This is a genomic window from Streptomyces sp. NPDC025638 (assembly GCF_055558775.1).
The window spans coordinates 169,347-195,424 of record NZ_JBVHLX010000010.1; the positions used below are offsets into that span (position 1 = coordinate 169,347).

Consider the following 26,078-nt stretch of genomic DNA (forward strand, 5'->3'; position numbering starts at 1 on the left):
GCCTATCGGCCCGTGCGGACATACTGATCGGGCTGTTCGTCACACTCGGGGTTCGCCCGAGTGCCACTCCGGCTCCCCCAGGAGCAGCCGCTCCAGGGCGGCGCGGTCCGGCAGGTTCTCCGGCCGTACGGCCTCTCCGCTGCGGACGTACACAAAGGTGGCCGTGACCGATTCCAGTGGTACGCCCTGCTGCTCGGCCCACGCGAGCCGGTAGACGGCTAGCTGCAGCGGGTCTGCGGCGCGGCCGCGGCTGGTCTTCCAGTCGACGATCTCGTACGTCACTCCGTCCCCGTCGCCGTTCTTGTAAACGGCGTCGATACGGCCCCGTACGACGCGGCCCGCGAGGGCGAGCTGGAAGGGGGCCTCGACGCGGTGGGGCGTGCGGTGGGCGTACTCGCTGCGTTCGAAGGCGTCCTTGAGCGCTTCGAGGTCCCGTTCGTCGGCGATCTCGGCCTCGCTGCCCGGCAGGTCCTCGGGCTCCAGCATGGGCAGCGTCAATTCTTCGAACCGGGCCTCCACCCAGGCGTGGAATCGGGTGCCTCGACGCGCGGCGGGTTGCGGGGGGCGCGGCATGGGGCGCGCGAGTTCCTGCGCGAGACCGTCCGGGTCCTCGGCCAGGCGCAGCAGCTGGGTCGCGGTCAGTGTGGTCGGCAGGACGACGTCCGTGACGCTGCGGCGGGCGCGCAGGAGCTCTCCGGTGAGCGCGTCGAGGTCGCGGTCCCAGGAGGCGATGGCGCGGGCCTCCTCGGGAGTGAAGGGCGTGCGCTCCGGGTCACGCGCCCGCCGCGACTCCGACTCCGGCTCCGGCTCCGGCTCCGACTCCGGCTCCGGCTCCGGCTCCGGCTCCGGCTCCGGCTCCGGCTCCGGGAGGCGAACGGCCGGCCGCTCGCTCGGTCCGGCCTGGTGCGGGACGGCGGGGCGGTCCGTGGTCCAGGACTCCCAGTCGTCGGCGTCCTCCTCGAAGAACGGGTCCGCGTCGGGCACCTCTTCGTCCGGTGGCGGGGGCCAGTCCGGGTCGTCGCAGGTGTCGGGGTCGTGGGTGGCCGCCGGGTGGGCGTCCTGGTGGGTGGCGAGGTCTTCCAGGTGGGCGAGTACGGTCTCGGCGGCCGCGTGGCGGCGGGCCAGTGCGGCGGCGTCCAGGGGCAGCGGCCAGGCCTGGTCGGCCATCGCCCGGTGCAGGGCCGGGTTCTCCTCGTCCTCCGTGGGCTCGTCCGCCCAGGCCTCGATCTCGCCGTACCCGGCGGCGCAATGGTCGTACAGGGCGAGCAGGAAGTCGGAGGGTCCGCGGGACTTCTTCTGGGCGGGGCCCCACCAGTGGCCGGAGCCGAGGAGCAGGGAACGGGGGCGGGTGAAGGTGACGTAGCCGAGGCGGAGTTCCTCGGTGTGCTGGTGTTCCTTCATCGCCTCCTGGAAGGCCTTCATCCCCCGGGAGTTCCAGGCCTCGACGTCGGGCAGTGTGTCGGCGTCGCCGCGCAGCCCGTGCGGCAGCACCTTGGCCTGGGAGGTCCACTTCTCGCGGCCCTGTGTGCTGGGGAACGTGCCGGTGACGAGGCCGGGCACGGCGACGACGTCCCACTCCAGGCCCTTGGACTTGTGCGCGGTGAGCACCTTGACGGTGTTCTCGCCGCCGGGGAGGGCGTTGTCGAGGCCCTTCTCGTACTGGGCGGCGGTGCGCAGGAAGCCGAGGAAGGCCAGGAGGGTGGCCTCGCCGTCGTTCGCGGCGAAGGACGCGGCGATGTCCAGGAAGTTCGACAGGGTCTCGCGGCGGCGGGCGGCGAGCGCGTGCGGTGACGCCGACAGCTCCACCTCCAGGCCGGTGACGGCGAGGACGCGGTGCAGGACGTCCATCAGCGGGTCGGCCAGCGAGCGGCGCAGTTCGCGCAGTTCGGTGGCCAGGCGGGCGAAGCGCACGCGTGCGTCCGGGGAGAACGGCAGCCCGTCGTCGTCCCCCTCGGCGTCGGCGCCGTTCAGGGGTGTCTCCAGGAATGTGTCGAGGGCGTCCGCGAGCGATATCACCTCGGACGGGTCGACCCCCTCGACGGCCTCGGCGAGCCGGCGGTCCGGGTCGTCGTCGGCGCCCACGCGCGCGTGGGCCACGAGAAGTCGGGCGCGCCGTCCGAGGAGGGCGAGGTCGCGGGGGCCGATGCGCCAGCGCGGGCCGGTCAGCAGACGCACCAGGGAGGCATTGGCGCCGGGGTCCTGGAGGACCTCGCAGACGGCGACCAGGTCGGCGACCTCGGGCAGGTGCAGCAACCCGGAGAGGCCGACGACCTCGACAGGGATGTCGCGGGCGACGAGCGCGCCCTGGATCTCGGCGAAATCGGTTGCCGTACGGCACAGGACGGCGATCTCGCCGGGCGCCTTGCCGGTCTGCACGAGGTGGGCGACGGAGTCGGCGATCCAGGCCATCTCCTCGGCGTGGGTGGGCAGCAGGGCGCAGCGGACCGTGCCGTCGCGCTCGGCGCCGGGGGCCGGGCGGAGCGCCTCCACGCCCGCGTGCATGGCGCGCAGCGGCTCGGCGAGGCCGTTGGCGAGGTCGAGGAGGCGGCCGCCGCTGCGGCGGTTCTCGCTGAGTGCCTGGCGGGTGGCGGGTCGGCCCTCGGCGTCGGCGAAGTGCTCGGGAAAGTCGTCGAGGTTGGCCACGGAGGCGCCGCGCCAGCCGTAGATCGCCTGGCAGGGGTCGCCGACGGCGGTCACCGGATGGCCCGTGCCCTCGCCGAACAGGCCCGCCAGCAGGACGCGCTGGGCCACCGAGGTGTCCTGGTACTCGTCGAGGAGCACCACGCGGAACTCGTCGCGCAGCACGCGGCCCACCTCGGGGATCCGGGCTAGGGCTGCCGAGAGGGCGATCTGGTCACCGAAGTCGAGCAGGTCGCGCTCGCGCTTGGCGGCCCGGTAACGCACGACGAGTTCGGCGAGTTCGCGGCGGGCGGCGGCCGTCTCGGGGACCTTGCGCAGGTCGGCGTTGGTGAGCCTGGCGCCTTCCAGGCTCACCAACAGGTCGGCGTCCCACGCGCGCAGGTCCTCGGGGTGTACGAGGTGTTCGGCGAGTTCGGAGTCGAGGGTGAGCAGGTCGCTGACCAGGTCGGCGAAGGAGCGGGTCAGCGCCGGGTAGGGGCCGGGAGCCTCGCGCAGTACGCGCGCTGCGAGCTGGTAGCGGGTGGCGTCGGCGAGCAGCCGTGATGTCGGCTCCAGTCCGATGCGCAGGCCGTGGTCGGTCAGGAGGCGGCCGGCGAAGGCGTGGTACGTGGAGATCACCGGCTCGCCGGGCGGGTTGTCCGGGTCGATGACGTCGGGGTCGGTGACGCCGGCCCTGACCAGTGCCTTGCGGACGCGTTCGGCGAGTTCACCGGCGGCCTTGTTGGTGAAGGTCAGGCCGAGGACCTGCTCGGGGGCGACCTGTCCGGTGCCGACCAGCCACACCACCCGTGCCGCCATCACCGTGGTCTTGCCCGATCCGGCTCCGGCCACGATCACCTGCGGGGCGGGCGGCGCGGTGATGCAGGCCGTCTGCTCCGGGGTGAACGGGATGCCGAGGAGCTCCTTGAGCTGCTCGGGGTCGGTGATACGGGCGGCCATGTCGGAGAGGCTAGCGGCGGACACTGACAGCGGATGCCCGATCGGCCGCCGAGACGAGGAGAGCCGCAGGTCGGCGCGGGTGGTGCGATGCGTCACGCCTGTCGCCCGACTGTGTGCCGCCCGCTACTCGACCACGTGCCGTCCCTCCGGCCGCGCGCTGCACGACGCCCGGAACGCACAGTGCGTGCAGTGCTGGCCGGTGCTCGGCGTGAACCGCTCGTCGAGGACCTTTCCGGCGGCGGTGGCCAGCAGGTCACCGACCCACTCCCCCTCCAGCGGCTCCTGGGCCTGCACCCTGGGCAGGGTCTCGCCGCCGTCGCGCTTGGCCGCGCCCTGGCGCAGCTGTACGAGTTCGGCACCGCCCGGTTCGGGGCGTACGCCGTCGAAGGCGTCGTCCACGGCTCCCGCGCCAACCGCCAACTGGTAGACGGCGAGCTGCGGATGGCGGGCCACCTCGGCCGCGCTGACCGGCTGCTTGCCGGTCTTGAAGTCCACGACGTACGCGCGTCCCTCGCCGTCCGTCTCGACGCGGTCCATCTGGCCGCGGATGCGCACCTCGTAGTCGCCCGCTTCGAGGGTGACGTCGAAGTCGTGCTCGCTCGCCACGGGTGTGCGCCCGGTGCGGTCCAGCACATGCCACTTCAGGAAGCGTTCGAGCGCCACGCGCGCGTGCTCCATCTCCTGCGCCGACTTCCAGGGCGCGTCGAAGGCGAGCGCGTTCCACACCGACTCCAGGCGCTCCATGAGGACGGCAAGGTCGGCAGGGGTGCGTCCGGAGGCAACCTCGTCGGCGAGGACGTGCACCACGTTGCCGAAGCCCTGGGCAGCGGTGGCGGGCGCGTCGGCCTTCACCTCGCGGCCCAGGAACCACTGGAGAGCGCACGTGTTGGCGAGCTGGTCGAGGGCGCTGCCGGACAGGACCACGGGCTGGTCGCGGTCGCGCAGCGGCACCTTGCTCTCGGTCGGCTCGAACATGCCCCACCAGCGGTAGGGGTGGGCCGACGGGACCAGTGGGCGGCCGTCCTCGTCGGCGAGCGCCGCGAGCCGGGCGAGCCGGCGGGCGGCGGCCTCGCGGAGGGTGGCAGAAGCGCGCGGGTCGACGGTCGTGGCGCGCAGCTCGGCGACGAGCGCGGCCACGGACAACGGGCGGCGGGGGCGGCCGGTGACGTCCCGCGGCTCGACGCCGAGTTCCGTGAGGAAACGGGAGGGCTGGTCACCGTCGTCCGCGGGCGCCTTCACCGCGGTGACGACGAGGCGTTCACGCGCGCGTGTGGCGGCGACGTAGAAGAGGCGGCGCTCCTCGGCGAGCAGCGCACCGGGGGTGAGCGGTTCGGCGAGCCCGTCGCGGCCGATGCGGTCGGCCTCCAAAAGGGAGCCGCGGCGGCGCAGGTCCGGCCAGAGGCCCTCCTGGACGCCGGCGACCACGACCAGGCGCCATTCCAGGCCCTTGGAGCGGTGCGCGGTCATCAGACGGACGGCGTCCGGCCGTACGGCACGCCGGGTGAGCGTGTCGGCGGCGATGTCCTCGGCCTCGATCTGCTCCAGGAAGTTCAGCGCGCCCCGGCCGCCGGTGCGCTCCTCCGCGCGCGCGGCGGTCGCGAACAGGGCGCACACGGCGTCCAGGTCACGGTCGGCGTTGCGGCCGGCCGCGCCGCCGCGCCGGGCGGCCCGTTCCAGACGGGTGGGCCATGGGGTGCCCTGCCACAGCTCCCACAGCGCCTCCTCGGCCGTGCCGCCGCCCGCGAGGCACTCCCGTGCCTTCCTGAGCAGCGCGCCGAGCCGTTGGGCCCCGCGGGCGTACACCGGGTCGTGCGCGACCAGGCGTTCGGGTTCGGCGAGGGCCTGTGCGAGCAGTTCGTCCGAGGGCGGCGGCAGCGGGTTGCCCGCCACGCGCTCCTCCCCGCGCAGGGCCCGGCCGAGACGGCGCAGGTCGGCCGCGTCCATGCCGACGAGGGGGGAGGTGAGCAGGGTCAGGGCGGTCTCGGTGGTGAGCCAGGAGGTGTCCGGAGCCGGGTCCTCGGCGGATCGATCGGCGGACTGCTCGGCGGTCTCCGCAAGCTGCTCCCCGGCGTTGCCCCGTGGCGCGGATGCCTCGCCGTCGCCCCGTACGCCCCCTGCCGCCTCCGCCGTCGCCACCGCCCTGAGCGCCGTCAGCAGCGGTGCCACCGCCGGCTCGTGGCGCAGGGGCAGGTCGTCGCCGTCGATGTCCAGGGGGACGCCGGCGGCCGTGAGGGCGCGGCGGACCGTCGGGATGGTGCGCGCTCCGGCGCGCACCAGGACGGCCATCTCGCCCCAGGGAACGCCGTCCTCCAGGTGCGCCCTGCGGAGGATGTCGGCGATGTTGTCCAGCTCCGTACCGGCCGTGGGGTACGTGTACGCCTCGACTCGGCCTCCGTCCCGGGCCGGAACGAGCTCACGATGGGCTCGTACCTTGTCGGCGGGCAGGCGGGTCAGCGGCATGCGCTGGGTCACCAGACGGGTGGCGGCCAGCAGGGCGGCACCGGACCGCCGGGAGGTCCGCAGGACCTCGACGGGAGCCGGACGGCCGTCCGCGCGCGGGAAGGCCGCGGGGAAGTCCAGGATGCCGTTCACGTCCGCGCCCCGGAACGCGTAGATCGACTGGTCGGGGTCGCCGAAGGCGACCAGGGTGCGGCCGCCGCCGGCCAGGGCGTGCAGCAGGCGCACCTGGGCCGGGTCGGTGTCCTGGTACTCGTCGACGTACACGGCGTCGTACTGCGCGGCGAGCCGGGCCGCGGCCTCGGGGCGGCGGGCCAGCAGCACCGCGCGATGGACGAGTTCCGCGTAGTCGAGCACCCTCTGCATGTCGAGCACGTCGAGGTACTCGGCGAGGAACGCGGCGGCGGCCCGCCAGTCGGGGCGGCCGATCCGGCGGGCGAAGGCGTCCAGGGCGTCGGGGCCCAGGCCCAGTTCCCGGCTGCGGGCGAGCACCGCGCGGACCTCGTCGGCGAAGCCGCGGGTGGTCAGGCAGGCGCGCAGTTCGTCCGGCCAGCGCACGTGGGTGAGGCCGAGGCGTTCCAGATCGGGCTCGCCCGCGAGCAGTTCGCGGACGGTGACGTCCTGCTCGGGGCCGGAGAGCAGTCGCAGCGGCTCCACGAACAGGTCGCTGTCCTGGTGGGCACGGACCAGGGCATAGCAGTACGAGTGGAACGTGGTCGCCCGAGGCGCCCGGGCCGCCCCCATGCGCAGGGCCATGCGGTCGCGGAGTTCAACGGCCGCCTTGCGACTGAACGTCAGCACGAGGATCCGCGCGGGGTCCCCGCCGCGGGCGATCCGCGCGGCCACGGACTCCACCAGCGTGGTGGTCTTGCCGGTGCCGGGACCTGCGAGAACGAGCAGCGGACCGGACCGGTGGTCAACCACCGCGCGCTGGGCGGCGTCAAGACGAGGGGGAACCTGTTCGGTCGGCGGGGTACGCACCAGTCGGTAAGCGCCACGGTTCCCCTGCCGCACCTGGGGGTGCGGCAGGCGCCTTGTGGAGGAAGAGGAGCTCACGTGGTTCGCCGGTCCTGGTGGTCGTACTGGTTGTCGGGCCGCCGTGCGTGCAGAGCGGTGGCCGCGGGGTGAGGGGGACGCGTTCCGTCGACGCTACGCCGCCGGGCGGGACGGAAGTGAGGCTTCCGCTTCTTCCCTCCCGGCTCTTGCGACACGCGCGTCCCACGCCTCACGAACGTACGGCATGCCACGGACGTCCCTCGTGTCCCCCGTACGGGCCACGGGTTCCCCTCGGAGGGGTCCGATGGCGGAAGCTGTCAGGTGTGACCCTCCGCGCCCTCGTCGCCGTCCCACCGCGCACGCCTCAGGTCGAGCCGCGGCAGGTGGCCCTCGGCGGCCCTGCTCGCCTCCTTCATAGGGGTGCCCTCCGCGCGATAGTGGTCGAGGGCCCGCAGTTCGTGCCCCGGAAGCAGCACCCCGTCGGCGCGCACGACGCGCCACCACGGCACGGCTCCCCCATAGAGGGCCATCACGCGGCCGACCTGGCGCGGACCGCCCTCCTCCAGCCACTCTGCGACGTCCCCGTACGTCATGACACGACCGGGCGGAATCCGCTCGGCCACGTCGAGAACCCGCTCGGCGTACTCCGGCAGCGCCTCCGTGCCTCCCGCCCGGGCGCCCTCAGGAAGGTTCTCCTCGCTCATTCGCCCCATCCTGCCCCACCCCACCGACAACGTGACGCACTCGTCACCGGACGCATCCCTCGCCCTGGAGCGGCGCTTCCGGCAGACTGTGCGCCCCCGCATTTGCACCCTGATGCCCCCGTGTGCCGGTGGGGCATGCCACCATCGTGCGGGCGGTGACTGGTGATACGAGACCAAGAAGAGACGATGAAGCAGCAGGGCGTGCACGCCGAAGGCGCGGAGGGCGGCTCTGCCGTCCCTTCGCGTCCGGACACCGCCGACGTGCACGAGAAGAGCCCTGAAGAGACCGCACACACGACGGATCCGCCGAACCGGGCCGACGACCCGGACGACGCTCACGTCGACGAGGTCGAGGGCGACGAACCGCTGCTCCCCGCGCGCGTGCACCGCCCGTCCGACCTGATGCGGCTCCTGGTGGGCGTGCTCGCCATCGTCATCCTGCTCGCGATCGCCGCGTTCGCACACGGAACGACCTCGGGGCTCGAACAGGACATCAACAAGGGCACCGGCCAGGCACCCGATCTGCTGATCAAGATCGCCGGACTGGCGTCGAGCATCGCGATCCTCCTGGTGCCGGTCGCGTTCGCGATCGAGCGGCTGATCAAGCGGGACGGGCTGCGCATCGCCGACGGCGTGCTCGCGGCGGTCCTCGCACACGGAGTGACCCTCGCCACCGACCTGTGGGTCGCCAGAGCCGCCCCCGACTCGATCCAGGAGGCGCTCACTCAGCCCTCCCCCGGTGACATCCACGCCCTGACCGACCCGGTGCACGGCTATCTGGCACCCGTCATCGCGTACATGACGGCCGTCGGCATGTCCCGGCGGCCCCGCTGGCGTGCCGTGCTGTGGATCGTGCTGATGCTCGACGCGTTCTCGATGCTGGTCACCGGCTACACGACGCCGTTCTCGATCATCCTGACGGTGCTGATCGGCTGGACCGTGGCCTACGGGACGCTGTACGCGGTCGGCTCCCCCAACGTCCGCCCCACGGGACAGACGCTGATGGCCGGCCTGCGGCACGTGGGGTTCCACCCCGTCTCGGCGGCGCGCGAGGAGGCCGCGGACACGGAGAACGGCGACCGCGGCCGACGCTACTTCGTCACCCTGGAGGACGGCCCGCCGCTCGACGTCACAGTGGTCGACCGGGAGCAGCAGGCACAGGGCTTCTTCTACCGCGCGTGGCGCAATCTGACCCTGCGCGGCTTCGCCACCCGCAGCAGCCTGCAGTCGCTGCGCCAGGCGCTGGAGCAGGAGGCCCTGCTCGCCTACGCGGCCATCGCGGCCGGCGCCAACGCGCCCAAGCTGATCGCGACCTCCGAGCTGGGCCCCGACGCCGTCATGCTCATCTACGAGCACACCGGCGGGCGCACGCTGGACACGCTGGCGGACGACGAGATCACCGACGAACTGCTGCGCAACACCTGGCACCAGGTGCAGGCGCTGCAGTCGCGGCGCATCGCGCACCGCAGGCTGGCGGGTGACGCGATTGTGGTGGATCGTTCCGGCACGGTGGTCCTCACCGATCTGCGCGGTGGCGAGATCGCGGCCGGCGATCTGCTGCTGCGCATGGACGTCGCCCAGCTGGTCACCACGCTCGGCCTGCGAGTGGGCGCCGAGCGGGCCGTGGCCTCCGCCGTTCGCGTGCTCGGTCCGGACGTCGTCGCCGACTGCCTGCCGATGCTCCAGCCGATCGCGCTGACCCGCTCCACGCGCGCGACGCTGCGAAAACTGGCCCGCGAGCGGGCGCAGCGGGAGCGCGAGGCGGTCCTCGAGGCATCGCGGCAGGCCAAGCAGGCCCGCTTGGAGGAGGGCTCGGACGACAGCGGACCCGTACTCGACAAGCCCGACAAGAAGACGGTGCGCGCGGAACAGCGGGCCGAGAAGCGGGCCATCGACGAGGCTCTGGAGGAGGCCCGCGAAGAGGATCTGCTGACACAGATCCGGCACGCGGTGCTGCGGATCAGGCCGCAGGCGCCCGTGGAGCCGGCCCGCCTGGAGCGGGTGCGGCCGCGCACGCTGATCAGCTTCATCGCGGGTGCCATCGGCGCGTACTACCTGCTGACCCAGCTCACGCACATCGAGTTCGGCACCCTCTTCGCCCAGGCCCAGTGGGGCTGGCTGATCGCTGCGGTGCTGTTCTCGGCGCTCAGCTATGTCGCCGCCGCCATGGCACTGCTGGGGTTCGTGCCCGAGCGGGTGCCGTTCCCACGGACCGTGGCGGCGCAGGTCGCCGGGTCCTTCGTGAAGATCGTGGCACCGGCCGCGGTCGGCGGTGTCGCACTCAACACGCGCTTCCTGCAGCGCGCGGGAGTACGGCCCGGGCTCGCGGTGGCGAGCGTCGGCGCCTCGCAGCTGTTCGGGCTCGGCTGCCACATCCTGATGCTGCTGTCCTTCGGCTATCTGACCGGCACCGAGAAGACCCCGTCGCTGTCGCCGTCCCGGACGGTCATCGCCGGCCTGCTCACGGTGGCGGTGCTCGTGCTCGTGGTGACCTCGGTGCCGTTCCTGCGGAAATTCGTCGTCACGCGCGTGAGGTCGCTGTTCGCGGGTGTGGTGCCGCGCATGCTGGACGTGCTGCAGCGGCCGCAGAAGCTGGTCACCGGCATCGGCGGCATGCTCCTGCTCACCGCCTGCTTCGTGATGTGCCTGGACGCGTCGATCCGGGCGTTCGGCGACAACTCCACCTCGCTCAGCATCGCCAGCGTCGCCGTCGTCTTCCTCGCCGGAAACGCGCTCGGGTCCGCGGCGCCGACCCCAGGCGGTGTGGGCGCGGTGGAGGCGACCCTGACGGTCGGCCTCATCGCCGTCGGCCTCCCCAAGGAGGTCGCCGCACCGGCCGTCCTGCTGTTCCGGCTCCTGACCCTGTGGCTGCCGGTGCTGCCGGGCTGGCTGGCCTTCAACCACCTGACGCGCAAGGGCGCCCTGTAGCCGTACGCCGGCGGAAGTACCTCGTACGGCCCGCGCCCCGAGCGCCCCACCGTGCCCCGCCCCAGGATGGGAGCATGCCGAAGCCCTTCCGGATCCGCGCCGCCGTGACCGTCGTCGTACTGCTGTCCTCCCTGGTGGCGGGCTGTAGCAGCGGCTCCGGCGACGGGGACCTGACCGCGCAGAAACTGGACTGGAAGGACTGCCCGGCGCCGTCCCCGGCCGAGGGCGGCGGCAGCCCCCCGTCGCCGCTGCCGAACGGCGGCACCTGGCAGTGCGCCACCATGAAGGCGCCCCTCGACTGGAACAACCCCAAAGGCGCCACCACCGGCCTCGCGCTGATCCGGGCGAAGGCTAGCGGCGACCCGAGCAAGCGGATCGGCTCGCTGATCTTCAACTTCGGCGGCCCCGGCGGCTCCGGCGTCACCACGCTGCCCGCCTTCGGCGAGGACTACGCCAAGCTGCGCCCCCGCTACGACCTGGTGAGCTTCGACCCGCGCGGGGTCGGGCGCAGTGACCCGGTCGAGTGCGAGAGCGACGCGCAGCTCGACGAGTTCTTCCAGCAGGACGCGACGCCCGACGACGCGGCCGAGCGCGCCCAGCTCCTGAACCGCACCAAGCAGTTCAACCGGGCCTGCGAGAAGAACTCCAAGAGGGTCCTCCCGCATGTGCGCACCACGGACGCCGCCCGCGACATGGACCTCATGCGCCAGGTCCTCGGCGATGAAAAGCTGCACTACTTCGGCATCTCGTACGGCACCGAACTCGGCGGCGTCTATGCCCACTTGTTCCCCAAGAACGTGGGCCGGGCCGTCTTCGACGGGGTCGTCGACCCCACGCAGAACCCGGAACAGAGCTCGCTCGGGCAGGCCCGGGGCTTCCAGCTCGCGCTCGACAACTTCGCCGAGGACTGCACGTCGAAGACCACCGAGTGCCCGATCGGCGACACCCCGCAGGACGTCAAGGACCGCATCGCCAAGCTGCTCAGTGACCTCGACAAGAAACCGATCCCGGGCATCTTCCCCCGCCAACTGACCCAGACCGCCGCGACCAACGGCATCGCGCAGTCCCTGTACTCCAAGGACTTCTGGGAGTACCTCACGGAGGGTCTTGAGCAGGCCTACGACGGCGACGGCAAGATCCTCATGCTGCTGTCCGACTCGATGAACGGCCGCAGTGAGAACGGCGAGTACAGCAACATCACCGCGGCGAACACCGCCATCAACTGCGCCGACGACAAACCGCGGTACACGGCCGACTTCGTCGAGCAGAGGCTGCCGCAGTTCCGCTCCGCCTCCCCGCTGTTCGGGGACTTCCTGGCCTGGGGCATGCTCAGCTGCACCAACTGGGCAGTACCGGGTGCCGCCGATCATCCCGACGTGAGTGCGCCCGGGGCGGCGCCGATCCTCGTCGTGGGCAACACCGGCGACCCCGCGACCCCGTACGAGGGCGCGCGGAAGATGGTGGACGCGCTCGGCAAGGGCGTCGGCGTCCAGCTGACGTACAAGGGGCAGGGACACGGCGCGTACGACAGCAAGAACAAGTGCGTGCAGGACACGGTGAACGGCTATCTGCTGGACGGGAAGGTGCCGCCGGCCGGGACCGTCTGCTCCTGAACTCACTCGGATTGCCGAGAGAAGTCGCAGGTCAGAGAGTTATCCACAGGCCGGCACAGGCTCGGCTTGATCCGCCTACTATGGCCTGACTGCTCCCCGCGGCTCAGGGCGGAGAGCTCGTGAGGGGGGTGCACATGTCGCGTTTCGCACGATGGACGGCCACGGTCGCAGCAGCTGTGCTGGTGGCCGGATGCAGCAGCGGATCGTCCGGCGGAAGCGGGGACGAGGGCAAGGGCCGGTCCGATACGCCGTCGGGATCGCCGACCGCCACGTCCGCCGCCCTGCCCGCCTCGCTCACGGCGCAGAAGCTCGCCTGGGGCGGCTGCAAGGCCACAAAAGACGCCCCGGCGCCGAGCGCCGACTGGCAGTGCGCCACGCTCAAGGTGCCGCTGGACTGGGCGAAGCCGGACGGCGAGACGATCGGCCTGGCACTGATCCATGCCAAGGCCACCGGAGGCGACCACATCGGCTCGCTGCTGTTCAACTTCGGCGGTCCGGGCGGCTCGGGCGTGTCCATGATGCCGTACTACGCGGCCACGGTCTCCAAGCTGCGCCAGCGGTACGACCTGGTGAGCTGGGACCCGCGCGGGGTCGGGGCGAGCGAGGGCATCCGCTGCCGCGGCGACCGGGAGATCCAGTCCGCCGAGACGGTGGACGCCACCCCGGACACGCCGGCCGAGGAACAGGCCTACTTCCAGGACGCCACCGACTTCGGCAAGGGCTGCAAGAAGGCCGCCGGGAAGCTGATGGCGCATGTGTCGACGACCGACACGGCACGCGACATGGATCTGATGCGCCAGGTCCTCGGCGACACGAAGATGCACTACTTCGGCATTTCCTACGGCACCGAACTGGGCGGTGTGTACGCCCACTTGTTCCCCAGGAACGTGGGGCGGCTGATCCTGGACGCGGTGGTCGACCCGAGCGCCGACTCGGTGGGCCACGCCGAGAACCAGGCCCGGGGCTTCCAGCGGGCCCTGGACGACTACCTCAAGTCCACGGGCCAGGACCCGAAGCAGGGCTCGCAGAAGATCGTGAACCTGCTGGACGGGATCGACGCCAAGCCGCTCCCGACGTCGTCCGGGCGCAAGCTGACACAGACGCTCGCGGTCACCGGAATCGTCCTGCCGCTGTACAGCGAGGCCAGCTGGCCGACGCTCACCAGCGCCCTGAAGGCCGCCGAACAGGGTGACGGTTCGAAGCTGCTGTCGCTCGCCGACAACTACAACGAGCGCGACTCCGCGGGGCACTACGGCACGACCACGCATGCACAACGGGTCATATCGTGCCTGGACGACAAGCAGCGGCCCACGCTGACGGAGACGAAGAAGCTGCAGCCGGAGTTCGAGAAGATCTCGCCGGTGTTCGGGGACTTCCTGGGCTGGGACACGGCCGGCTGGTGCCACGACTGGCCGGTGCCCGGACAGTACGACACCCCGGAGGTCAGTGCGCCGGGTGCGGCGCCGATCCTGCTGGTCGGCAACACCGGGGACCCGGCGACGCCGTACGAGGGCGCCCGCAGGATGGCGGACGAGCTGGGCAAGGGTGTCGGTGTGGAGCTCACCTGGAAGGGCGAGGGACACGGGGCGTACGGCAACGGGAGCGATTGCGTCGACTCGACGGTGAACGCGTATCTGCTCGACGGGACGGTGCCCAAGGACGGCAAGGTCTGCTCGTAGCGCCGCCGTCGGGCCAAGGCCCCCGGGCAACGGAAAGGGGCCCGGCACCCATGGTGCCGAGCCCCTCCGGGACCGGGGAAGGCGTGGGCCTAGTAGACCGGCTTGTGCGGCTCGATCTGGTGGACCCAGCCGATCACGCCGCCGCCGACGTGCACGGCGTCCGCGAAGCCCGCGGACTTCAGCACGGCGAGGACTTCCGCACTGCGGACACCCGTCTTGCAGTGCAGGACGATCTTCTTGTCCTGCGGGAGGGTCTCCAGGGCGGTGCCCATCAGGAATTCGTTCTTCGGGATCAGCCGGGCGCCCGGGATGGAGACGATCTCGTACTCGTTCGGCTCGCGGACATCGATGATGTCGATGTTCTCGCCATCGTCGATCCACTCCTTGAGCTGCTTGGGAGTGATCGTCGAGCCGGCGGCCGCCTCCTGGGCCTCCTCGGACACGACGCCGCAGAAGGCCTCGTAGTCGATGAGCTCGGTGACGGTCGGGTTCTCGCCGCAGACCGCGCAGTTCGGGTCCTTGCGGACCTTCACCTGGCGGTACTGCATCTCCAGGGCGTCGTAGATCATCAGCCGGCCGACCAGCGGCTCACCGATGCCGGCGAGCAGCTTGATGGCCTCGTTGACCTGGATGGAGCCGATGGACGCGCACAGCACGCCGAGGACGCCGCCCTCGGCGCAGGAGGGAACCATGCCGGGGGGCGGGGGCTCCGGGTACAGGCAGCGGTAGCAGGGGCCGTGCTCCGACCAAAAGACGGACGCCTGGCCGTCGAAGCGGTAGATCGAGCCCCACACGTACGGCTTGTTCAGCAGCACGCAGGCGTCGTTGACCAGGTAGCGGGTCGCGAAGTTGTCCGTGCCGTCGACGATCAGGTCGTACTGGCTGAAGATGTCCATCACGTTGTCGGCCTCGAGCCGCTCCTCGTGAAGGATCACGTTCACGTACGGGTTGATGCCCTTGACGGTGTCCCGAGCGGACTCGGCCTTGGAGCGGCCGATGTCGGACTGGCTGTGGATGATCTGACGCTGCAGGTTCGACTCGTCGACCTCGTCGAACTCCACGATGCCGAGCGTGCCCACGCCGGCCGCGGCCATGTACATCAGCGCCGGCGAACCCAGGCCGCCGGCACCCACACAGAGCACCTTGGCGTTCTTCAGCCGCTTCTGCCCGTCCATCCCGACATCGGGGATGATCAGGTGGCGGGAGTACCTGCGGACCTCGTCTACGGTGAGCTCAGAGGCTGGCTCGACCAGGGGTGGCAACGACACGGGGACTCCGTTGGTCGGTCAATCACTACAGTTGTTCTCCCTGTAACACTGCCATGGCCTTCTTCATTCCGAGACACCCGTTCCGATCCGCGAGACGATTTCGTCCCAGTAGCCGGGCATGGTCTCCCAGGGGTCGGCCCGGCCGCCGCGATCGGTGCGGTCGGTGAAGTAGATCGTCGCCGCGCCCTGCCAGCGGGCGATGCGCAGCGCCTCGTCGAGATGGCCGCGGGGCACGCCGTGCACGAAGTGGCAGAAGCGGTCGGGCGGGTAGTCGGCGGTCCACTCCGCCACCTGCGACCAGCGGTAGTCGGCCCAGGAGCCGGAGAAGGTCACCAACTGGTCGGCGTTCGCGGCGTAGCCAGGGTGCGGGTGGGTGCCGTGGCCGAGGACGACATGGGCGTCGGCGCTGATCGCGCGCAGCGCGTCGACGGTGCGGCGGACCTCGGGGAGCGAGGTGCGCTCGCCGGGGCAGCGGTCGAGGAGGAAGCCGTCGACCCGGTACCAGTCGAGGTAGCGGTGCGCGTCCGAGAGCAGGTCCGCGTAGGCGCGGGCGCCGTAGATGTCGTCGAGGTGACCGAGAACACGGACACCCGCGTTGCGCAGCCGGCCGGCCGCTTCCAGGCAGTGCGGGTCGGGGCGCATGCCGGGGCCGCCGCCCGACACGTTGAGGACGACCCAGTGCAGGGGCGTGCCCGGGCGGGTGAGTTCGCCCCACTCCATCGGGGCCACCAGGGGATGCGCAAAGCCTGGGATGCCGAAGCCGGTGCGGGCGACGGTGCCCGCGGTGCCACGTTTGATGCTGGTCAGATGCGGCATGCCGCCTCCATCCAGATGTCGGCGAGGGACTCTTCGAGGTTGATGCGGGGCCGCCAGCCGAGCCGGTCGCGTGCGGTGCGCACGTCGGCCTGCTGCCAGCTGCCGCAGCCGTCGGGGTACGGAAACGCGACCGGGGCGTGGTCGGAGTCGGGGCGCGGGTGGCCGATGGATGCCCTCAGGGGTCCGGGCGGCCCGTCGAGTTCGTGCAGGGCGCCGCCGTATCCGGCGACGCGGGCGAGAACGGCGGCGGCGTCGCGCAGGCGGACGGCGCGGCCCGAGCCGATGTTGATGACACCCTGCGCGGCGGAGAGAGAGGCGGCGTGCACGGCGCGGGCCACGTCGCGGACGTCGACGAAGTCGCGCTGGACGCCCAGGCCGCCGAGCTTGAGCTCGCCGTCGCCGGACTGCATGGCGCGGCGCATCGCCTCGGCGAGGCGGCCGAGCGGGGAGCCGGCCGGTGTGCCGGGTCCGGCGGGCGAGAACACGCGGAGGACCACGGCGTCCAGACCCGAGCCCAGGACGAGTTCGGTGGCGGCGAGTTTGCTGACGCCGTACGGGCCGCCGGGGCGGGGGACGGCGTCCTCGGCCGTGGAGGAGCCGGGCTGGCTGGGGCCGTACTCGGCGCTGCAGCCGATCTGCACGAGGCGGGCGCCGCAGCCGCTGCGGCGCAGGGCCTCGCAGACGGTGGCGACCGCGACGGTGTTGTGCCGGGTGAGTTCGCGGGCGCCGCCGCGGGTGGCTCCGGCGCAGTTGACGACGACGCCGGGGTGCACCGCGTCGAGGAAGCGGGTGAGTGCGCCGGGGCTGCCGGACGCGAGGTCGAAGCGGACGTCGGCGTCGTCGCCGCGGCCGAGCGCGGTGAGCTGGACGGCCGGGTCGGCGAGCAGGCGGTCGGCGACGAAACGGCCGAGGTAGCCGTTGGCTCCGATCAGCAGGACCCTCATCGTGCGGCTCCCGGGGTGTGCGTTCCGGCTGCTCCGGTGGCTCCGGGCGCTCCGGGTCGGGAGGTGGTCATCTGGTGTTCTCCTTCGAAGGGATGATGCGGTTGCCTCCGGCGGCTGGGCAGGGCGCCTGCGGCTGGAAAAGGTCTGGGTTCCGGTGGGCGGCTCCGGCGCGAAGGGAGCGGTGGCGTGCCGGTCATCGCTGCTCTCCCGTCGGCGTGTGCGCCGAGGCGCGGGTGAGGGTGCGGGCCGCGTGGAGCAACAGGGCCAGGGCGGCCGTCCCGCAGGCGAGCGCGGGGACGCTGCCCTCGCCCCATGTGTCCACGAGGGTCTCGATGGGGGCCGCCAGGAAGGCGCACCCGGGGAGCCGCCCGCCGAGGACCAGGGCCAGGGCCGTCGCCTCGACCGCGGCCGCGGTGGTGAGGACGCGGGCCGGGGCGTGCGCATGGTGGTGCACGGTGAGGAGGCGGGCGAGCAGGAGGAGGGCGCCCAGGGTGAGAACCTGCGGGAGAGCGGCGGGCTCGTGCAGGGCCGTGCCGGACAGGGCGGCCAGGCCCGTGAGGGCGCTCAGGAACAGGGCGACCGTGCCGAGCAGCAGCGGCCGTGCGGCGGCGGTGAACTCCTCCAGGCCGCGGCTGCCCGTGAGCCTGCGGTGGATGCGTGCGGCGAAGAGATGGGCGGTCCAGGCCGCCGGGGCGCAGGACAGGGCGAGGGCCAGGACGGGTGCGGTGGCCAGGGGCCAGGGGCCGCCCGCAGCGCCGGTGGGCGGGCCGTCGGGGCCGCCCTGGAGGACCGCGTGGAGCAGGCCGTCGCCGAGGAGGGCGTAGGCGAGGAGCCAGGGGGCGGACGCGCGCGTGCCGAGCGGCGTGCGCCACATGTGGCCGTCGGGTGGGGTGGCGAGCGGGCCGCGGCGCAGTGCCGCGCGCACGCCGAGGGTCACGGCGAGGACGCCCACGGTGACCGCCACAAGGCGCGTTCGGCCGTGGGTGAGGTGCAGGGCGGTCACGACCGCCGCGCTCAGCGCTCCGGGGAGGAGGGCGAGCAGGGCCCAGTCGGCGCGTGCGCGGGGCGCGGCCGTGGGGTCGGGGGGCGGGAGCGGGTCGTCGTCGCGGGGCACGCGCGCGTACATCTCCTCGGCGAGCGAGAAGACGTCGCGGTGGCGGAAGCGGGCGGCGGTCCGGTCGGTGACGCCGTGCGCCTCCAGACCCGCCGCGATCTCCAGCGGGTCCACGGCGCGTTCGCACAGCTCGCGGTGACGGTGCATCAGCGCCTTCACGGGGTCCGCGGCGCCCCGGCGGACGGCGGGTCCGCGGCTCCGTACCGTGCCCGCGCGGGCTCTGCCGCCCGCGGTCGCCGGCGGTTCGGCCCCGCGCGAGGAGTCCTGTGCCCGCCCGTCCCCGGGAGCGGGCTCCGGCTCCTCCCCCGCGAGCCACCCCTCCGAGCGCGTGTCCCACGCGCCGGGGCTGCTCGGGGTTCCGGGGCGGTCCAGTTCGCCCAGGTCGCTCATCGGACTCCCTCCGTGAGCGTCAAGGGGGTGGCTCGCACCGGTGGGCCGGAGGCCCAGGCGGGGCCGCCGCGTGCCAGGACGCGGGACGCGGAACCGGTCCAGCGCCCGGGGAGATGGGCCTCGGCCGGGACGGCGAACGGGAGGGGTTCGCCGGTCTCGCCGAGGACGACCCGGCGGACCGGGCAGTGCGAGAGGATCTCCAGGTAAATGCCGTGAAATGCCGCGATGTTCTGCTCAACGGTGAACAGTTCGAGCGCCCGGGCACGGGCGGCGGCGCCGAGGCGTTCACGGCGCTCGGGGTCGCGCAACAGCGCCACGCACGCCTCCGCGAGCGCCCGCGGATTGCGCGGCGGTACGACGAGCCCCGTGCCGCCGATGACCTCGACCACGGCGCCGACATCCGTGGACACCGTCGCGCGGCCGCAGAACATGGCCTCGACCAGGCTGATCGGGAAGCCCTCGACAACGCTGGAGAGGACGGTCACGGCGCCGGAGGCGTACACGTCGGCGAGGGACGGGGCGTCGGGCTCTCCGATCTCCTCGAAGGAGACCGGGTTGTCGCCGACCGCGTGCACGCCCTCGGCCTCGTCCGGGAAGAGTTGCGCGGCGAGCGCCCGGCAGTGGCCCAGATACGCCTCGCCCTCGGCGCCCGTCGCCGCGCCGACGACGCGCAGCCGCGCCTTGGGCTCCTCCTTGCGGACCTCGGCGAAGGCGTGCAGCAGGGACACCAGGTCCTTGGCGGGTTCGACCCGGCCGACCCACACCAGCGTGCCCGGTTCGGCGTGGTCGGCGGACTCGCCCACCTCCGCGAAGCGGGACGCCTCCATGCCCGGGTAGACCGTGCGGATCCTTGAGCGGTCCGCGCCGCAATGCTCCTGCCAGCGGCGGGCGTGCGCGTTGCCCGGTGTGAGGATCGCGGCCCGGGTGTAGACCTCGGCGGCGAGCCTGCCGTGGAAGGAGGCGAGCAGCGCGCGCACGGCGGGAGCGGCCTCGGCGGAGGCGAGGTAGTGCGAGCGCAGGCGCACGCCGTACTCGGTCACCAGCAGCGGTACGCCGGAGAAGTGACGGGCGAGCAGTCCGGGCAGCGCCGCCGCGCCGCCGGCGGTCGCATGGCACAGGTCGACAGAGCCGAGGCCGTCGTCCTCGTACCAGTCGAGGGACAGGGGGCGCAGGCTGCGTTCGAGGTGCGCGGCGACGGCGAGCAGATCCGGCACACGGGCCTCGCGCGCCGTGCGCGGTGCGCCGGGTGCGCGGCAGGCGTGTTCCAGCGCGCGCAGGGCGGCTTCGGAGCGGAGCGCGCCGACCAGTCCGCCCTCGTCGCGCGCGAGTTCCGCGAGCCCGTACAACGCAGTGGCGAAACGGTCCGCCTGGTCATCGGATCCGGTGCAGACCGCTGCGACGAGTTCTCCGTAGCAGCCGGCAAAGCGCCGGCGCGCGCGCCGCCCGTGCACCACGCCGTCGTCCTCGGCGCTCCACAGCGGGGCCGTGCGGACCCGGCTGACCTGTGGTGGAAGCGGGATCCAGCCCTCGTCCTCCTGTTGCCGGCCACGGCTGAGCGCGTAGATGTCGAACTCGTGCTGCCCGAGCCCGCGCACGAGCCGGTCGCACCAGAGCCTGGCATCACCGTTCAGATACGGATAGCCACCCTCCGTAAGCAGTCCGATGCGCACGAGCGCACCCCCGATCTCCCGTGTGAGGAGCCGCCGTCACGGTGGCGGCTCACAGCGGGACGAACGTATGCGGACATGACGGTGGCGCGACGGACGGTTGTCCATCGCGCCACCAAAAGGGGTGAACGCGAGTAACTTTCCCGTGCGACTGACGTTCGCTGGCGCTAAGAGATGGTTCGAACACGGAACGTCACACCCTCGCCCGCCACCGACCGGTGCACGACGCGCGAGGCGCATGTCAACTCTTGGGGTAGGGCCAGGGGTTGGGCAGGCAGTGGATTCCGTCGTGGTCGAGGAACTTGGTCTGCTGCTGCATGACCGGGGCCAACGCGCCGTTCCTGTCGCAGCTCACATGGCCGTAGCCCAGCCGGTGGCCGACCTCGTGATTGATGAGCATCTGCCGGTAGGCGTGGATTTCGTTCCCGTATGTCTTGCTGCCCTGCGCCCACCGGTATGCGTTGATCATCACGCGCTCGGTGGAGGCGGAGTCGCACGACACGTTGTCCTCCGTCGTGTCGAGACCGGACTTGGCGCACCACTGCGCGGTGGTGCCGGGGCTGGCCAGTGTGATCACGAAGTCGGGCTTGCCGGAGTAGATGCGCTCGAAAGTCCGGGCGCCGCCGTGGGCCCAACTGCGGTTGTCGTTGAGCGTCTTCTGCACGGCCTGGGCGAAGAGTTCGGCGTCCAGGCCGAGCCCCTGCTCCACGTCCACGCGATAGGTGTACTTCTGGCCCTTGCCGGGCGCCCTGTCGACGCCGGGTACGGCCTCGAACTTCCCCGAGCCCTTGAGCGTGACCCCAAGCGGGTACTTCGTGTCCATCTTCTGCTCGTACGTCAGCGTCGCCACGCTCGGCGCCGCGGACGGTGTGGTCCGGCCCTGGCCGCGCGAGGTGGAGTCCTGGTCGGCGCGGGCCTGGTCGGTGGCCGACTGCGACCGCACATCGGCGTCGTCGCGGCTGTCGGCGACCTGCCCGGCCACGACCACCGCGAGCACGGTGGTGACGGCGGCGGCCGCGATGCCGGTGAACGCCCGGCCCTTGGTGCTCTTCGTCTCCCCGGACGGCGCCGCCGGGGGCGTGCCGTCGTCCGCGTCGGGCTCGGGGACAGTCGGGACGGTGTCGAGGGTGGGCGACTCGGTGCGCTGGGCGCTGATGCCGGCTCCGGACCGGGGTGTGAAGACGTCGTCGTCCTCGTCGAAGGCGTCGAGGTAGTCCTGCCGCGGTACGCCCGGCATCGCCTGTCGCTGCCGCGGTATGGCCACGCCGGGCCCCGCCACGCCGAGCCCTGGCGCACCGGCTCCGGGCGCACCGCCACGCCCTCTCAACTCGCCCCAGCCGCCCCCGGCTTCACGCTGCTCGGGATGCCCACCGCGGGATTGAGGAGTGCCGTCGGGGAAACGGGGGGTGCCATGGGCGGGCGTGCCGCCGGGGAAACGCGGCACGCCGCGCGCGGGAGTCCCGTCGGGCAGACGCGGCACCCCATGAGCCGGCGTGCCGTCAGGAAGACGCGGCACGCCGCGCGCGGGAGTCCCGTCGGCGAATCCCGTCCCCTCGCCCGTCGGTGCCTGCCGCTGTCCGGGGAGCGGTACGTGACCCGCCCCCGGACCGGGCACACGCGGCGGCCCCTCGATCCCGGCGGAGTCTCGTGGCCCCCGCCTTCCCCCTATGTCCGCGGCATCGCTCTTGGCGGAGGATCCGCGGCGGCTGTGGCGTCCCACGTCGGCCCTCAGCTCCCCGCACCCGCGTCGACCGCGCCGGAACCGCCGTCGGGGGCCGTCGGCACCGACTCCCCCAGGTCCGCGAGGAGTTCACGGAACGCCGCGGCCACCGCCTCCGGGTACTCCATCATCGCGACGTGCCCGGCGTCGGGCAGGGAGAGCAGGCGGGAGTCGCGGAAGGCGCGGGCCGCCCGCTGGGCCATGCGGTAGCCGACGAGTTGGTCGCGGCCGCCGTAGATCAGGAGGGTCGGGGCCAGGACGCGCTCGGCCTGGCGCCACAGCCCGTGCTGCCCGCCCAGCGTGTACGCGTTGACCAGCCCGCGCGCGGAACGCGCCATCGCGTCCCAGAAGTACGGCAGTTGCAGCCGCCGCTCCAGTTCGTCCACGGCGTGTCCGAATGCCTCGGGCGTCACCCGCCCCGGGTCGCCGTAGCACAGCCCCAGGACTCCGCGGACCCGCTGCTCGGCCGTCCACTCCTTGGTGAGCCGGGTGAACAGCGCGGCCACGCCGGGCACCCCCAGCAGCCCCGTCGGCACCGCGGTCCGCTGCACGCGCAGCTCGGGCAGCGCGGGCGAGACGAGCGTGAGCGTCCGTACGAGATCGGGGCGCACGGCGGAGACGCGCGTGGCGACAGCGCCGCCGAGCGAGTTCCCGAAGAGGTGGACAGGGCCGCGTCCGGTCGCGTCGAGATAGCGGATCACCGCGCGCGCGTGTCCCGTAATGGAGTAGTCGCCGTCGTCGGGCGGCGGGGAGTCGCCGAAGCCCGGCAGGTCGACCGCCTCGCCGGCGACGACACCGTCCAGCCCCTCCATGAGCGCCGACCAGTTCTGCGAGGAACCGCCGAGCCCATGGACGTACAGCGCGGGCGGCAGTCCCTCGCGCGCGGGTGGTCTCGACCGGATGGACAGCGTGGCACCGGGAAGCGTCACCGGACCCAGTCGCTCGCCCTCCGCGACCCTGACGCGCGCCACCTTCGGGAGCACGCTGGTGGCAGGCACGAACGGCAGCTCGGTCGAAGACATGCGCCAATGTTACGAGACGATCACGCAGTGGATCGTGTGTTCGCGGTCACAGAACAGGCCTGAATCGCATAGCGTCCGAATCGGGTGTCTCCTACGCTCTTACAGAGGGCACCCGCTTGTCGCCCCTGCTTCTCCCAGGGACAACATTCCACGGAAGGGAGCCCGCCATGGCCGTTGACCCCACCGATCCGGATGTCTTCGAGGAACTCGCCGACGACGAGGCCGCGGAGATCGACGTCGAGGCGCCCGAGAACGACGCCGCGGAACAGCACGCGGACGTCGCACCGGACCGTGACGACCCCCTGGAGAACGTCGACCCGGCCGTCGCGAACGAGGCGGATCTCCTCGAACAGAGGCGGGTCGTGTCCCTCGACGAGGACGATTACCGCTGACGCCGACGGGGACACGGGGAGTGACCTGCCCCGTTTGTTGCCCTTCGACGGGCTTTCGCCGCCGTCCGGTACGTGAAATTCTGCGCTCGCACCGCGCACACCACGGTTACTGAAAAGTACGATGGCCGCGCGGCGCACACCGCATGTGGACGACATTGGGAGGCGGCGTGACAGCCATCGAGCAGACAGAGGCGGCACGCCCGCGGGGCACTCGCCTTCCGCGCCGTGCCCGACGGAACCAGCTGCTGGGCGCCGCCCAGGAAGTTTTCGTGGCGCAGGGCTACCACGCTGCCGCGATGGACGACATCGCCGAGCGCGCCGGGGTCAGCAAGCCGGTGCTCTACCAGCACTTCCCGGGCAAGCTCGACCTCTACCTGGCCCTGCTGGACCAGCACTGCGAGTCCCTGATCCAGGCCGTGCGGGGCGCGCTGGAGTCGACGTCCGACAACAAGCAGCGCGTCCGGGCGACCATGGACGCCTACTTCGCGTACGTCGAGGACGAGGGGGGCGCGTTCCGCCTGGTCTTCGAGTCCGACCTGACGAACGAGCCCGCGGTGCGCGAGCGCGTCGACAAGGTGACCAACGACTGCGCCGAGGCGATCTGCGACGTCATCGCGGAGGACACGGGCCTGTCGCGCGCCGAGTCGATGCTGCTGGCCTCCGGTCTCGGCGGGCTCGCCCAGGTGGTCGCGCGCTCCTGGCTGCACAGCGACCGCACGGTCCCGCGCGACCAGGCGGTCCAGCTGCTGACCTCGCTGGCCTGGCGGGGCATCGCCGGCTTCCCGCTGCACGGCATCGAACAGAACCACTGACCGAACAGAGCCGTCGAGGGTCGTGGGCACGTCGGCCGGGTTTGTTCCCGGCCGCTGTTCGCTCCTGGCGTTCTTGCGCGCTGCGTGCGGGTCCCCTCACCGGGCTAATGTGTGCTGGGTACGGCGCGGAAGGTCGCGCACTTCACTGACCGTCGGAGGGACATAGCCGTGGAGGTCAAGATCGGCGTGCAGCACGCGCCCCGCGAGATCGTTCTGGAGAGCGGTCAGAGCGCGGAGGAAATCGAGCGGTCGGTGTCCGAGGCCCTGGCCGGAAAGACGCAGCTGCTCAGCCTCGAGGACGAGCGCGGCCGCAAGGTGCTGGTGCCGGCGGACCGCCTGGCGTACGTCGAGCTCGGCGAGCCGACGGTCCGCAAGGTGGGCTTCAGCGCGCTGTAGTCACAGCTGACGGAGGGGCCCGACGGCGTACAGCTGTCGGGCCCCTTTCCGTGTGAACTCCCGCAAGAAACCTGTGGCCTCCCGCGGGGAAAAAGCCTGCACACCCCTGCGCGGAAGAGCCCCACATGCGGAGCACAAGTCACCCACAGGGGAGGATTGCATTCCGCAGGTCACGGGTATGACGGGCTACGACCGTGAAGCGCAGGCCGGCCGTGTGGGAGGGACCCGTAATGATCCTGGAAGCTGTCGGCTCCGCCCTGCTCGGCGCGGTCCTCGCGTGGGCGGCGGTCCGCCGTCTGTCCCACCGGCTGCCCGCCCGTCCCCTGGTGTTCTGCACGGGCGTGGCCGGAGCCCTCTTCGGTGACTTCATCACCCACAGCGCGCTGGGCCCCGGCACGGTCCTGCTGAGCCTCCTCGGCGCGGCGATCGTCTCCGCCGCCTCGCTGTCGCTGCTGCTGCGCCCGGCCGGGAGACTCCGGCGACGATCAGCCCCGGCGTAGGACCTGACCGGCGCCGTCCGCGGAAGCACCCCGCGCCGGGGCGAAGCAACTACGCCGCCAGTCCCAGCGCCGCCATCCGCTTGGTGTGCGCCTCGGTGATCCGGGAGAACATCCTACCGACCTCGGCGAGGTCGAAGCCGTCCGCGACGCCTCCGACGAGCATCGTGGACAGCGCGTCCCGGTCGGCGACGACCCGCTGGGACTGCGAGAGCGCCTCGCCCATGAGACGCCGCGCCCACAGAGCGAGACGGCCGCCCACGCGCGGGTCGGCGTCGATCGCGGCGCGCACCTTCTCGACGGCGAAGCCGGCGTGTCCCGTGTCGTCCAGGACGGCCAGGACGAGCTCGCGCGTGTCGGAGTCGAGGCGGGCCGCGACCTCCCGGTAGAAGTCGCTGGCGATCGAGTCGCCCACGTACGCCTTGACCAGGCCCTCCAGCCAGTCCGAGGGCGCCGTCTGCTTGTGGAAGCCGTCGAGGGCGGCGACGAAGGGCTCCATGGCCTGGGTGGGCTCCTCGCCGATCTCGGTGAGCCGGTCCCGCAATTGCTCGAAGTGGTGGAACTCGGCCGAGGCCATCTTGGCCAGCTCCGCCTTGTCCGCCAGCGTGGGCGCCAGCTTGGCGTCCTCCGCGAGCCGCTCGAACGCCGCGAGCTCTCCGTAGGCGAGTGCGCCGAGCAGGTCCACGACCGCGGCGCGGTACTGCGGGTCGCCGGAGGCCTTCGCCCAGTCCTGGGCGGCGACTCCGGTGGCTTCGGGCGAGGCTTCCACGGGGGCGTTGTCAGGCTTGTCAGAGCTCGTCATGAAGCGCACAATAGCCCGCCCGTCGCCCGTCGGAAGCCCCTGGTCAACCACTGTGACGACGACTACGTGACCAAATCGGCCATCGCATGTGCGCGATTCCGGGGTATGGTGGTAATGCGCCTGCTGGTACGTCGTCGTACCTCGACAGGCCGCACGTATGAGGATGCCCGGTCGGTGGCCCGATCGGCTCCGACCCGACAGCCCTCCTGGCCGTACGGCACTGTGCGTACGACAACCGGAGGGACACCCTCAGCGGTACGAGCGCTAGAGCGTCGGCAGTGG

The 26,078-nt window shown here is 72.2% G+C and carries 18 protein-coding genes; 7 read left to right on the forward strand and 11 right to left on the reverse strand.

Annotated elements, in window-relative coordinates; genetic code table 11:
• Window positions 1–39: 39 nt before the first annotated feature.
• The 3 genes from ACZ4EG_RS25665 to ACZ4EG_RS25675 all read right to left on the reverse strand — a co-directional run bounded on the left by ACZ4EG_RS25665 (window position 40) and on the right by ACZ4EG_RS25675 (window position 7,736).
• Window positions 40–3,579: a UvrD-helicase domain-containing protein gene (locus tag ACZ4EG_RS25665; RefSeq protein WP_467792234.1), complete on the reverse strand. Its 3,540-nt coding sequence runs from the start codon at window positions 3,577–3,579 to the stop codon at window positions 40–42.
• A gap of 123 nt (window positions 3,580–3,702) precedes the next feature.
• Window positions 3,703–7,092, reverse strand: coding sequence for an ATP-dependent helicase (locus ACZ4EG_RS25670; protein WP_467792235.1), 3,390 nt, complete (start codon window positions 7,090–7,092; stop codon window positions 3,703–3,705).
• 257 nt (window positions 7,093–7,349) lie between these two features.
• Complete coding sequence (locus ACZ4EG_RS25675; RefSeq protein ID WP_453553465.1) at window positions 7,350–7,736, reverse strand: MGMT family protein; 387 nt, start codon at window positions 7,734–7,736, stop codon at window positions 7,350–7,352.
• Window positions 7,737–7,922: 186 nt separating this feature from the next.
• On the opposite strand from ACZ4EG_RS25675, the gene ACZ4EG_RS25680 reads away from it, so the two are divergent.
• The 3 genes from ACZ4EG_RS25680 (at window position 7,923) to ACZ4EG_RS25690 (ending at window position 13,956) form a co-directional block, all read left to right on the forward strand.
• A complete protein-coding gene (locus tag ACZ4EG_RS25680) occupies window positions 7,923–10,664 on the forward strand; it encodes a lysylphosphatidylglycerol synthase transmembrane domain-containing protein (protein WP_467792236.1) in 2,742 nt (913 codons plus the stop codon).
• A gap of 74 nt (window positions 10,665–10,738) precedes the next feature.
• Window positions 10,739–12,277, forward strand: a complete 1,539-nt coding sequence (locus tag ACZ4EG_RS25685; protein WP_467792237.1) for an alpha/beta hydrolase — start codon at window positions 10,739–10,741, stop codon at window positions 12,275–12,277.
• Window positions 12,278–12,411: 134 nt separating this feature from the next.
• Window positions 12,412–13,956: an alpha/beta hydrolase gene (locus ACZ4EG_RS25690; protein ID WP_467792238.1), complete on the forward strand. Its 1,545-nt coding sequence runs from the start codon at window positions 12,412–12,414 to the stop codon at window positions 13,954–13,956.
• Between the two features lie 89 nt (window positions 13,957–14,045).
• Here the strand turns inward: ACZ4EG_RS25690 and moeZ are convergent, their stop codons facing one another.
• The 7 genes from moeZ to ACZ4EG_RS25725 all read right to left on the reverse strand — a co-directional run bounded on the left by moeZ (window position 14,046) and on the right by ACZ4EG_RS25725 (window position 22,897).
• Window positions 14,046–15,224, reverse strand: a complete 1,179-nt coding sequence (gene moeZ, locus ACZ4EG_RS25695) for an adenylyltransferase/sulfurtransferase MoeZ (protein WP_467792239.1) — start codon at window positions 15,222–15,224, stop codon at window positions 14,046–14,048.
• Between the two features lie 63 nt (window positions 15,225–15,287).
• Complete coding sequence (locus tag ACZ4EG_RS25700; RefSeq protein WP_467792240.1) at window positions 15,288–16,040, reverse strand: spherulation-specific family 4 protein; 753 nt, start codon at window positions 16,038–16,040, stop codon at window positions 15,288–15,290.
• On the reverse strand, window positions 16,028–16,984 hold the full coding sequence (locus ACZ4EG_RS25705; protein WP_363294078.1) for an NAD-dependent epimerase/dehydratase family protein: 957 nt from the start codon (window positions 16,982–16,984) through the stop codon (window positions 16,028–16,030). Before ACZ4EG_RS25705 ends, ACZ4EG_RS25700 begins: the two co-directional genes overlap by 13 nt.
• A 193-nt stretch (window positions 16,985–17,177) precedes the next feature.
• Window positions 17,178–18,488: a hypothetical protein gene (locus ACZ4EG_RS25710; protein ID WP_467792241.1), complete on the reverse strand. Its 1,311-nt coding sequence runs from the start codon at window positions 18,486–18,488 to the stop codon at window positions 17,178–17,180.
• A complete protein-coding gene (locus tag ACZ4EG_RS25715; RefSeq protein ID WP_453553479.1) occupies window positions 18,485–20,158 on the reverse strand; it encodes a DUF3492 domain-containing protein in 1,674 nt (557 codons plus the stop codon). Before ACZ4EG_RS25715 ends, ACZ4EG_RS25710 begins: the two co-directional genes overlap by 4 nt.
• A 238-nt stretch (window positions 20,159–20,396) precedes the next feature.
• Window positions 20,397–21,875: a DUF3152 domain-containing protein gene (locus ACZ4EG_RS25720; RefSeq protein WP_467792242.1), complete on the reverse strand. Its 1,479-nt coding sequence runs from the start codon at window positions 21,873–21,875 to the stop codon at window positions 20,397–20,399.
• An 8-nt stretch (window positions 21,876–21,883) separates the two neighbouring features.
• Window positions 21,884–22,897, reverse strand: a complete 1,014-nt coding sequence (locus tag ACZ4EG_RS25725) for an alpha/beta fold hydrolase (RefSeq protein WP_467792243.1) — start codon at window positions 22,895–22,897, stop codon at window positions 21,884–21,886.
• A gap of 167 nt (window positions 22,898–23,064) precedes the next feature.
• Here ACZ4EG_RS25725 and ACZ4EG_RS25730 point away from each other — a divergent pair, with 167 nt between their 5' ends.
• From ACZ4EG_RS25730 to ACZ4EG_RS25745, 4 genes are all read left to right on the forward strand, one after another.
• Window positions 23,065–23,289, forward strand: coding sequence for a hypothetical protein (locus ACZ4EG_RS25730; RefSeq protein WP_453553485.1), 225 nt, complete (start codon window positions 23,065–23,067; stop codon window positions 23,287–23,289).
• Between the two features lie 167 nt (window positions 23,290–23,456).
• The gene (locus tag ACZ4EG_RS25735) at window positions 23,457–24,101 is read left to right on the forward strand and encodes a TetR/AcrR family transcriptional regulator (protein ID WP_453553487.1); all 645 of its coding nucleotides are present in this window, start codon (window positions 23,457–23,459) and stop codon (window positions 24,099–24,101) included.
• A gap of 168 nt (window positions 24,102–24,269) precedes the next feature.
• Entirely contained in the window at window positions 24,270–24,497 is a 228-nt protein-coding gene (locus tag ACZ4EG_RS25740) for a DUF3107 domain-containing protein (RefSeq protein WP_467792244.1), read from the forward strand.
• Window positions 24,498–24,727: 230 nt separating this feature from the next.
• Entirely contained in the window at window positions 24,728–24,997 is a 270-nt protein-coding gene (locus tag ACZ4EG_RS25745; RefSeq protein WP_453553491.1) for a hypothetical protein, read from the forward strand.
• A gap of 49 nt (window positions 24,998–25,046) precedes the next feature.
• Here ACZ4EG_RS25745 and ACZ4EG_RS25750 read toward each other — a convergent pair whose 3' ends face one another.
• Complete coding sequence (locus tag ACZ4EG_RS25750; RefSeq protein ID WP_467792245.1) at window positions 25,047–25,805, reverse strand: ferritin-like domain-containing protein; 759 nt, start codon at window positions 25,803–25,805, stop codon at window positions 25,047–25,049.
• Window positions 25,806–26,078 lie beyond the last annotated feature (273 nt).

What these genes read in the sequence shown, in the direction of transcription:
- ACZ4EG_RS25665 (WP_467792234.1), bottom strand. Translation starts at nt 3,579, where the DNA reads ATGGCCGCCCGTATCACCGACCCCGAGCAGCTCAAGGAGCTCCTCGGC.
- ACZ4EG_RS25675 (WP_453553465.1), bottom strand. Translation starts at nt 7,736, where the DNA reads ATGAGCGAGGAGAACCTTCCTGAGGGCGCCCGGGCGGGAGGCACGGAG.
- ACZ4EG_RS25680 (WP_467792236.1), top strand. Translation starts at nt 7,923, where the DNA reads ATGAAGCAGCAGGGCGTGCACGCCGAAGGCGCGGAGGGCGGCTCTGCC.
- ACZ4EG_RS25685 (WP_467792237.1), top strand. Translation starts at nt 10,739, where the DNA reads ATGCCGAAGCCCTTCCGGATCCGCGCCGCCGTGACCGTCGTCGTACTG.
- ACZ4EG_RS25690 (WP_467792238.1), top strand. Translation starts at nt 12,412, where the DNA reads ATGTCGCGTTTCGCACGATGGACGGCCACGGTCGCAGCAGCTGTGCTG.
- ACZ4EG_RS25700 (WP_467792240.1), bottom strand. Translation starts at nt 16,040, where the DNA reads ATGCCGCATCTGACCAGCATCAAACGTGGCACCGCGGGCACCGTCGCC.
- ACZ4EG_RS25705 (WP_363294078.1), bottom strand. Translation starts at nt 16,984, where the DNA reads ATGAGGGTCCTGCTGATCGGAGCCAACGGCTACCTCGGCCGTTTCGTC.
- ACZ4EG_RS25710 (WP_467792241.1), bottom strand. Translation starts at nt 18,488, where the DNA reads ATGAGCGACCTGGGCGAACTGGACCGCCCCGGAACCCCGAGCAGCCCC.
- ACZ4EG_RS25725 (WP_467792243.1), bottom strand. Translation starts at nt 22,897, where the DNA reads ATGTCTTCGACCGAGCTGCCGTTCGTGCCTGCCACCAGCGTGCTCCCG.
- ACZ4EG_RS25730 (WP_453553485.1), top strand. Translation starts at nt 23,065, where the DNA reads ATGGCCGTTGACCCCACCGATCCGGATGTCTTCGAGGAACTCGCCGAC.
- ACZ4EG_RS25745 (WP_453553491.1), top strand. Translation starts at nt 24,728, where the DNA reads ATGATCCTGGAAGCTGTCGGCTCCGCCCTGCTCGGCGCGGTCCTCGCG.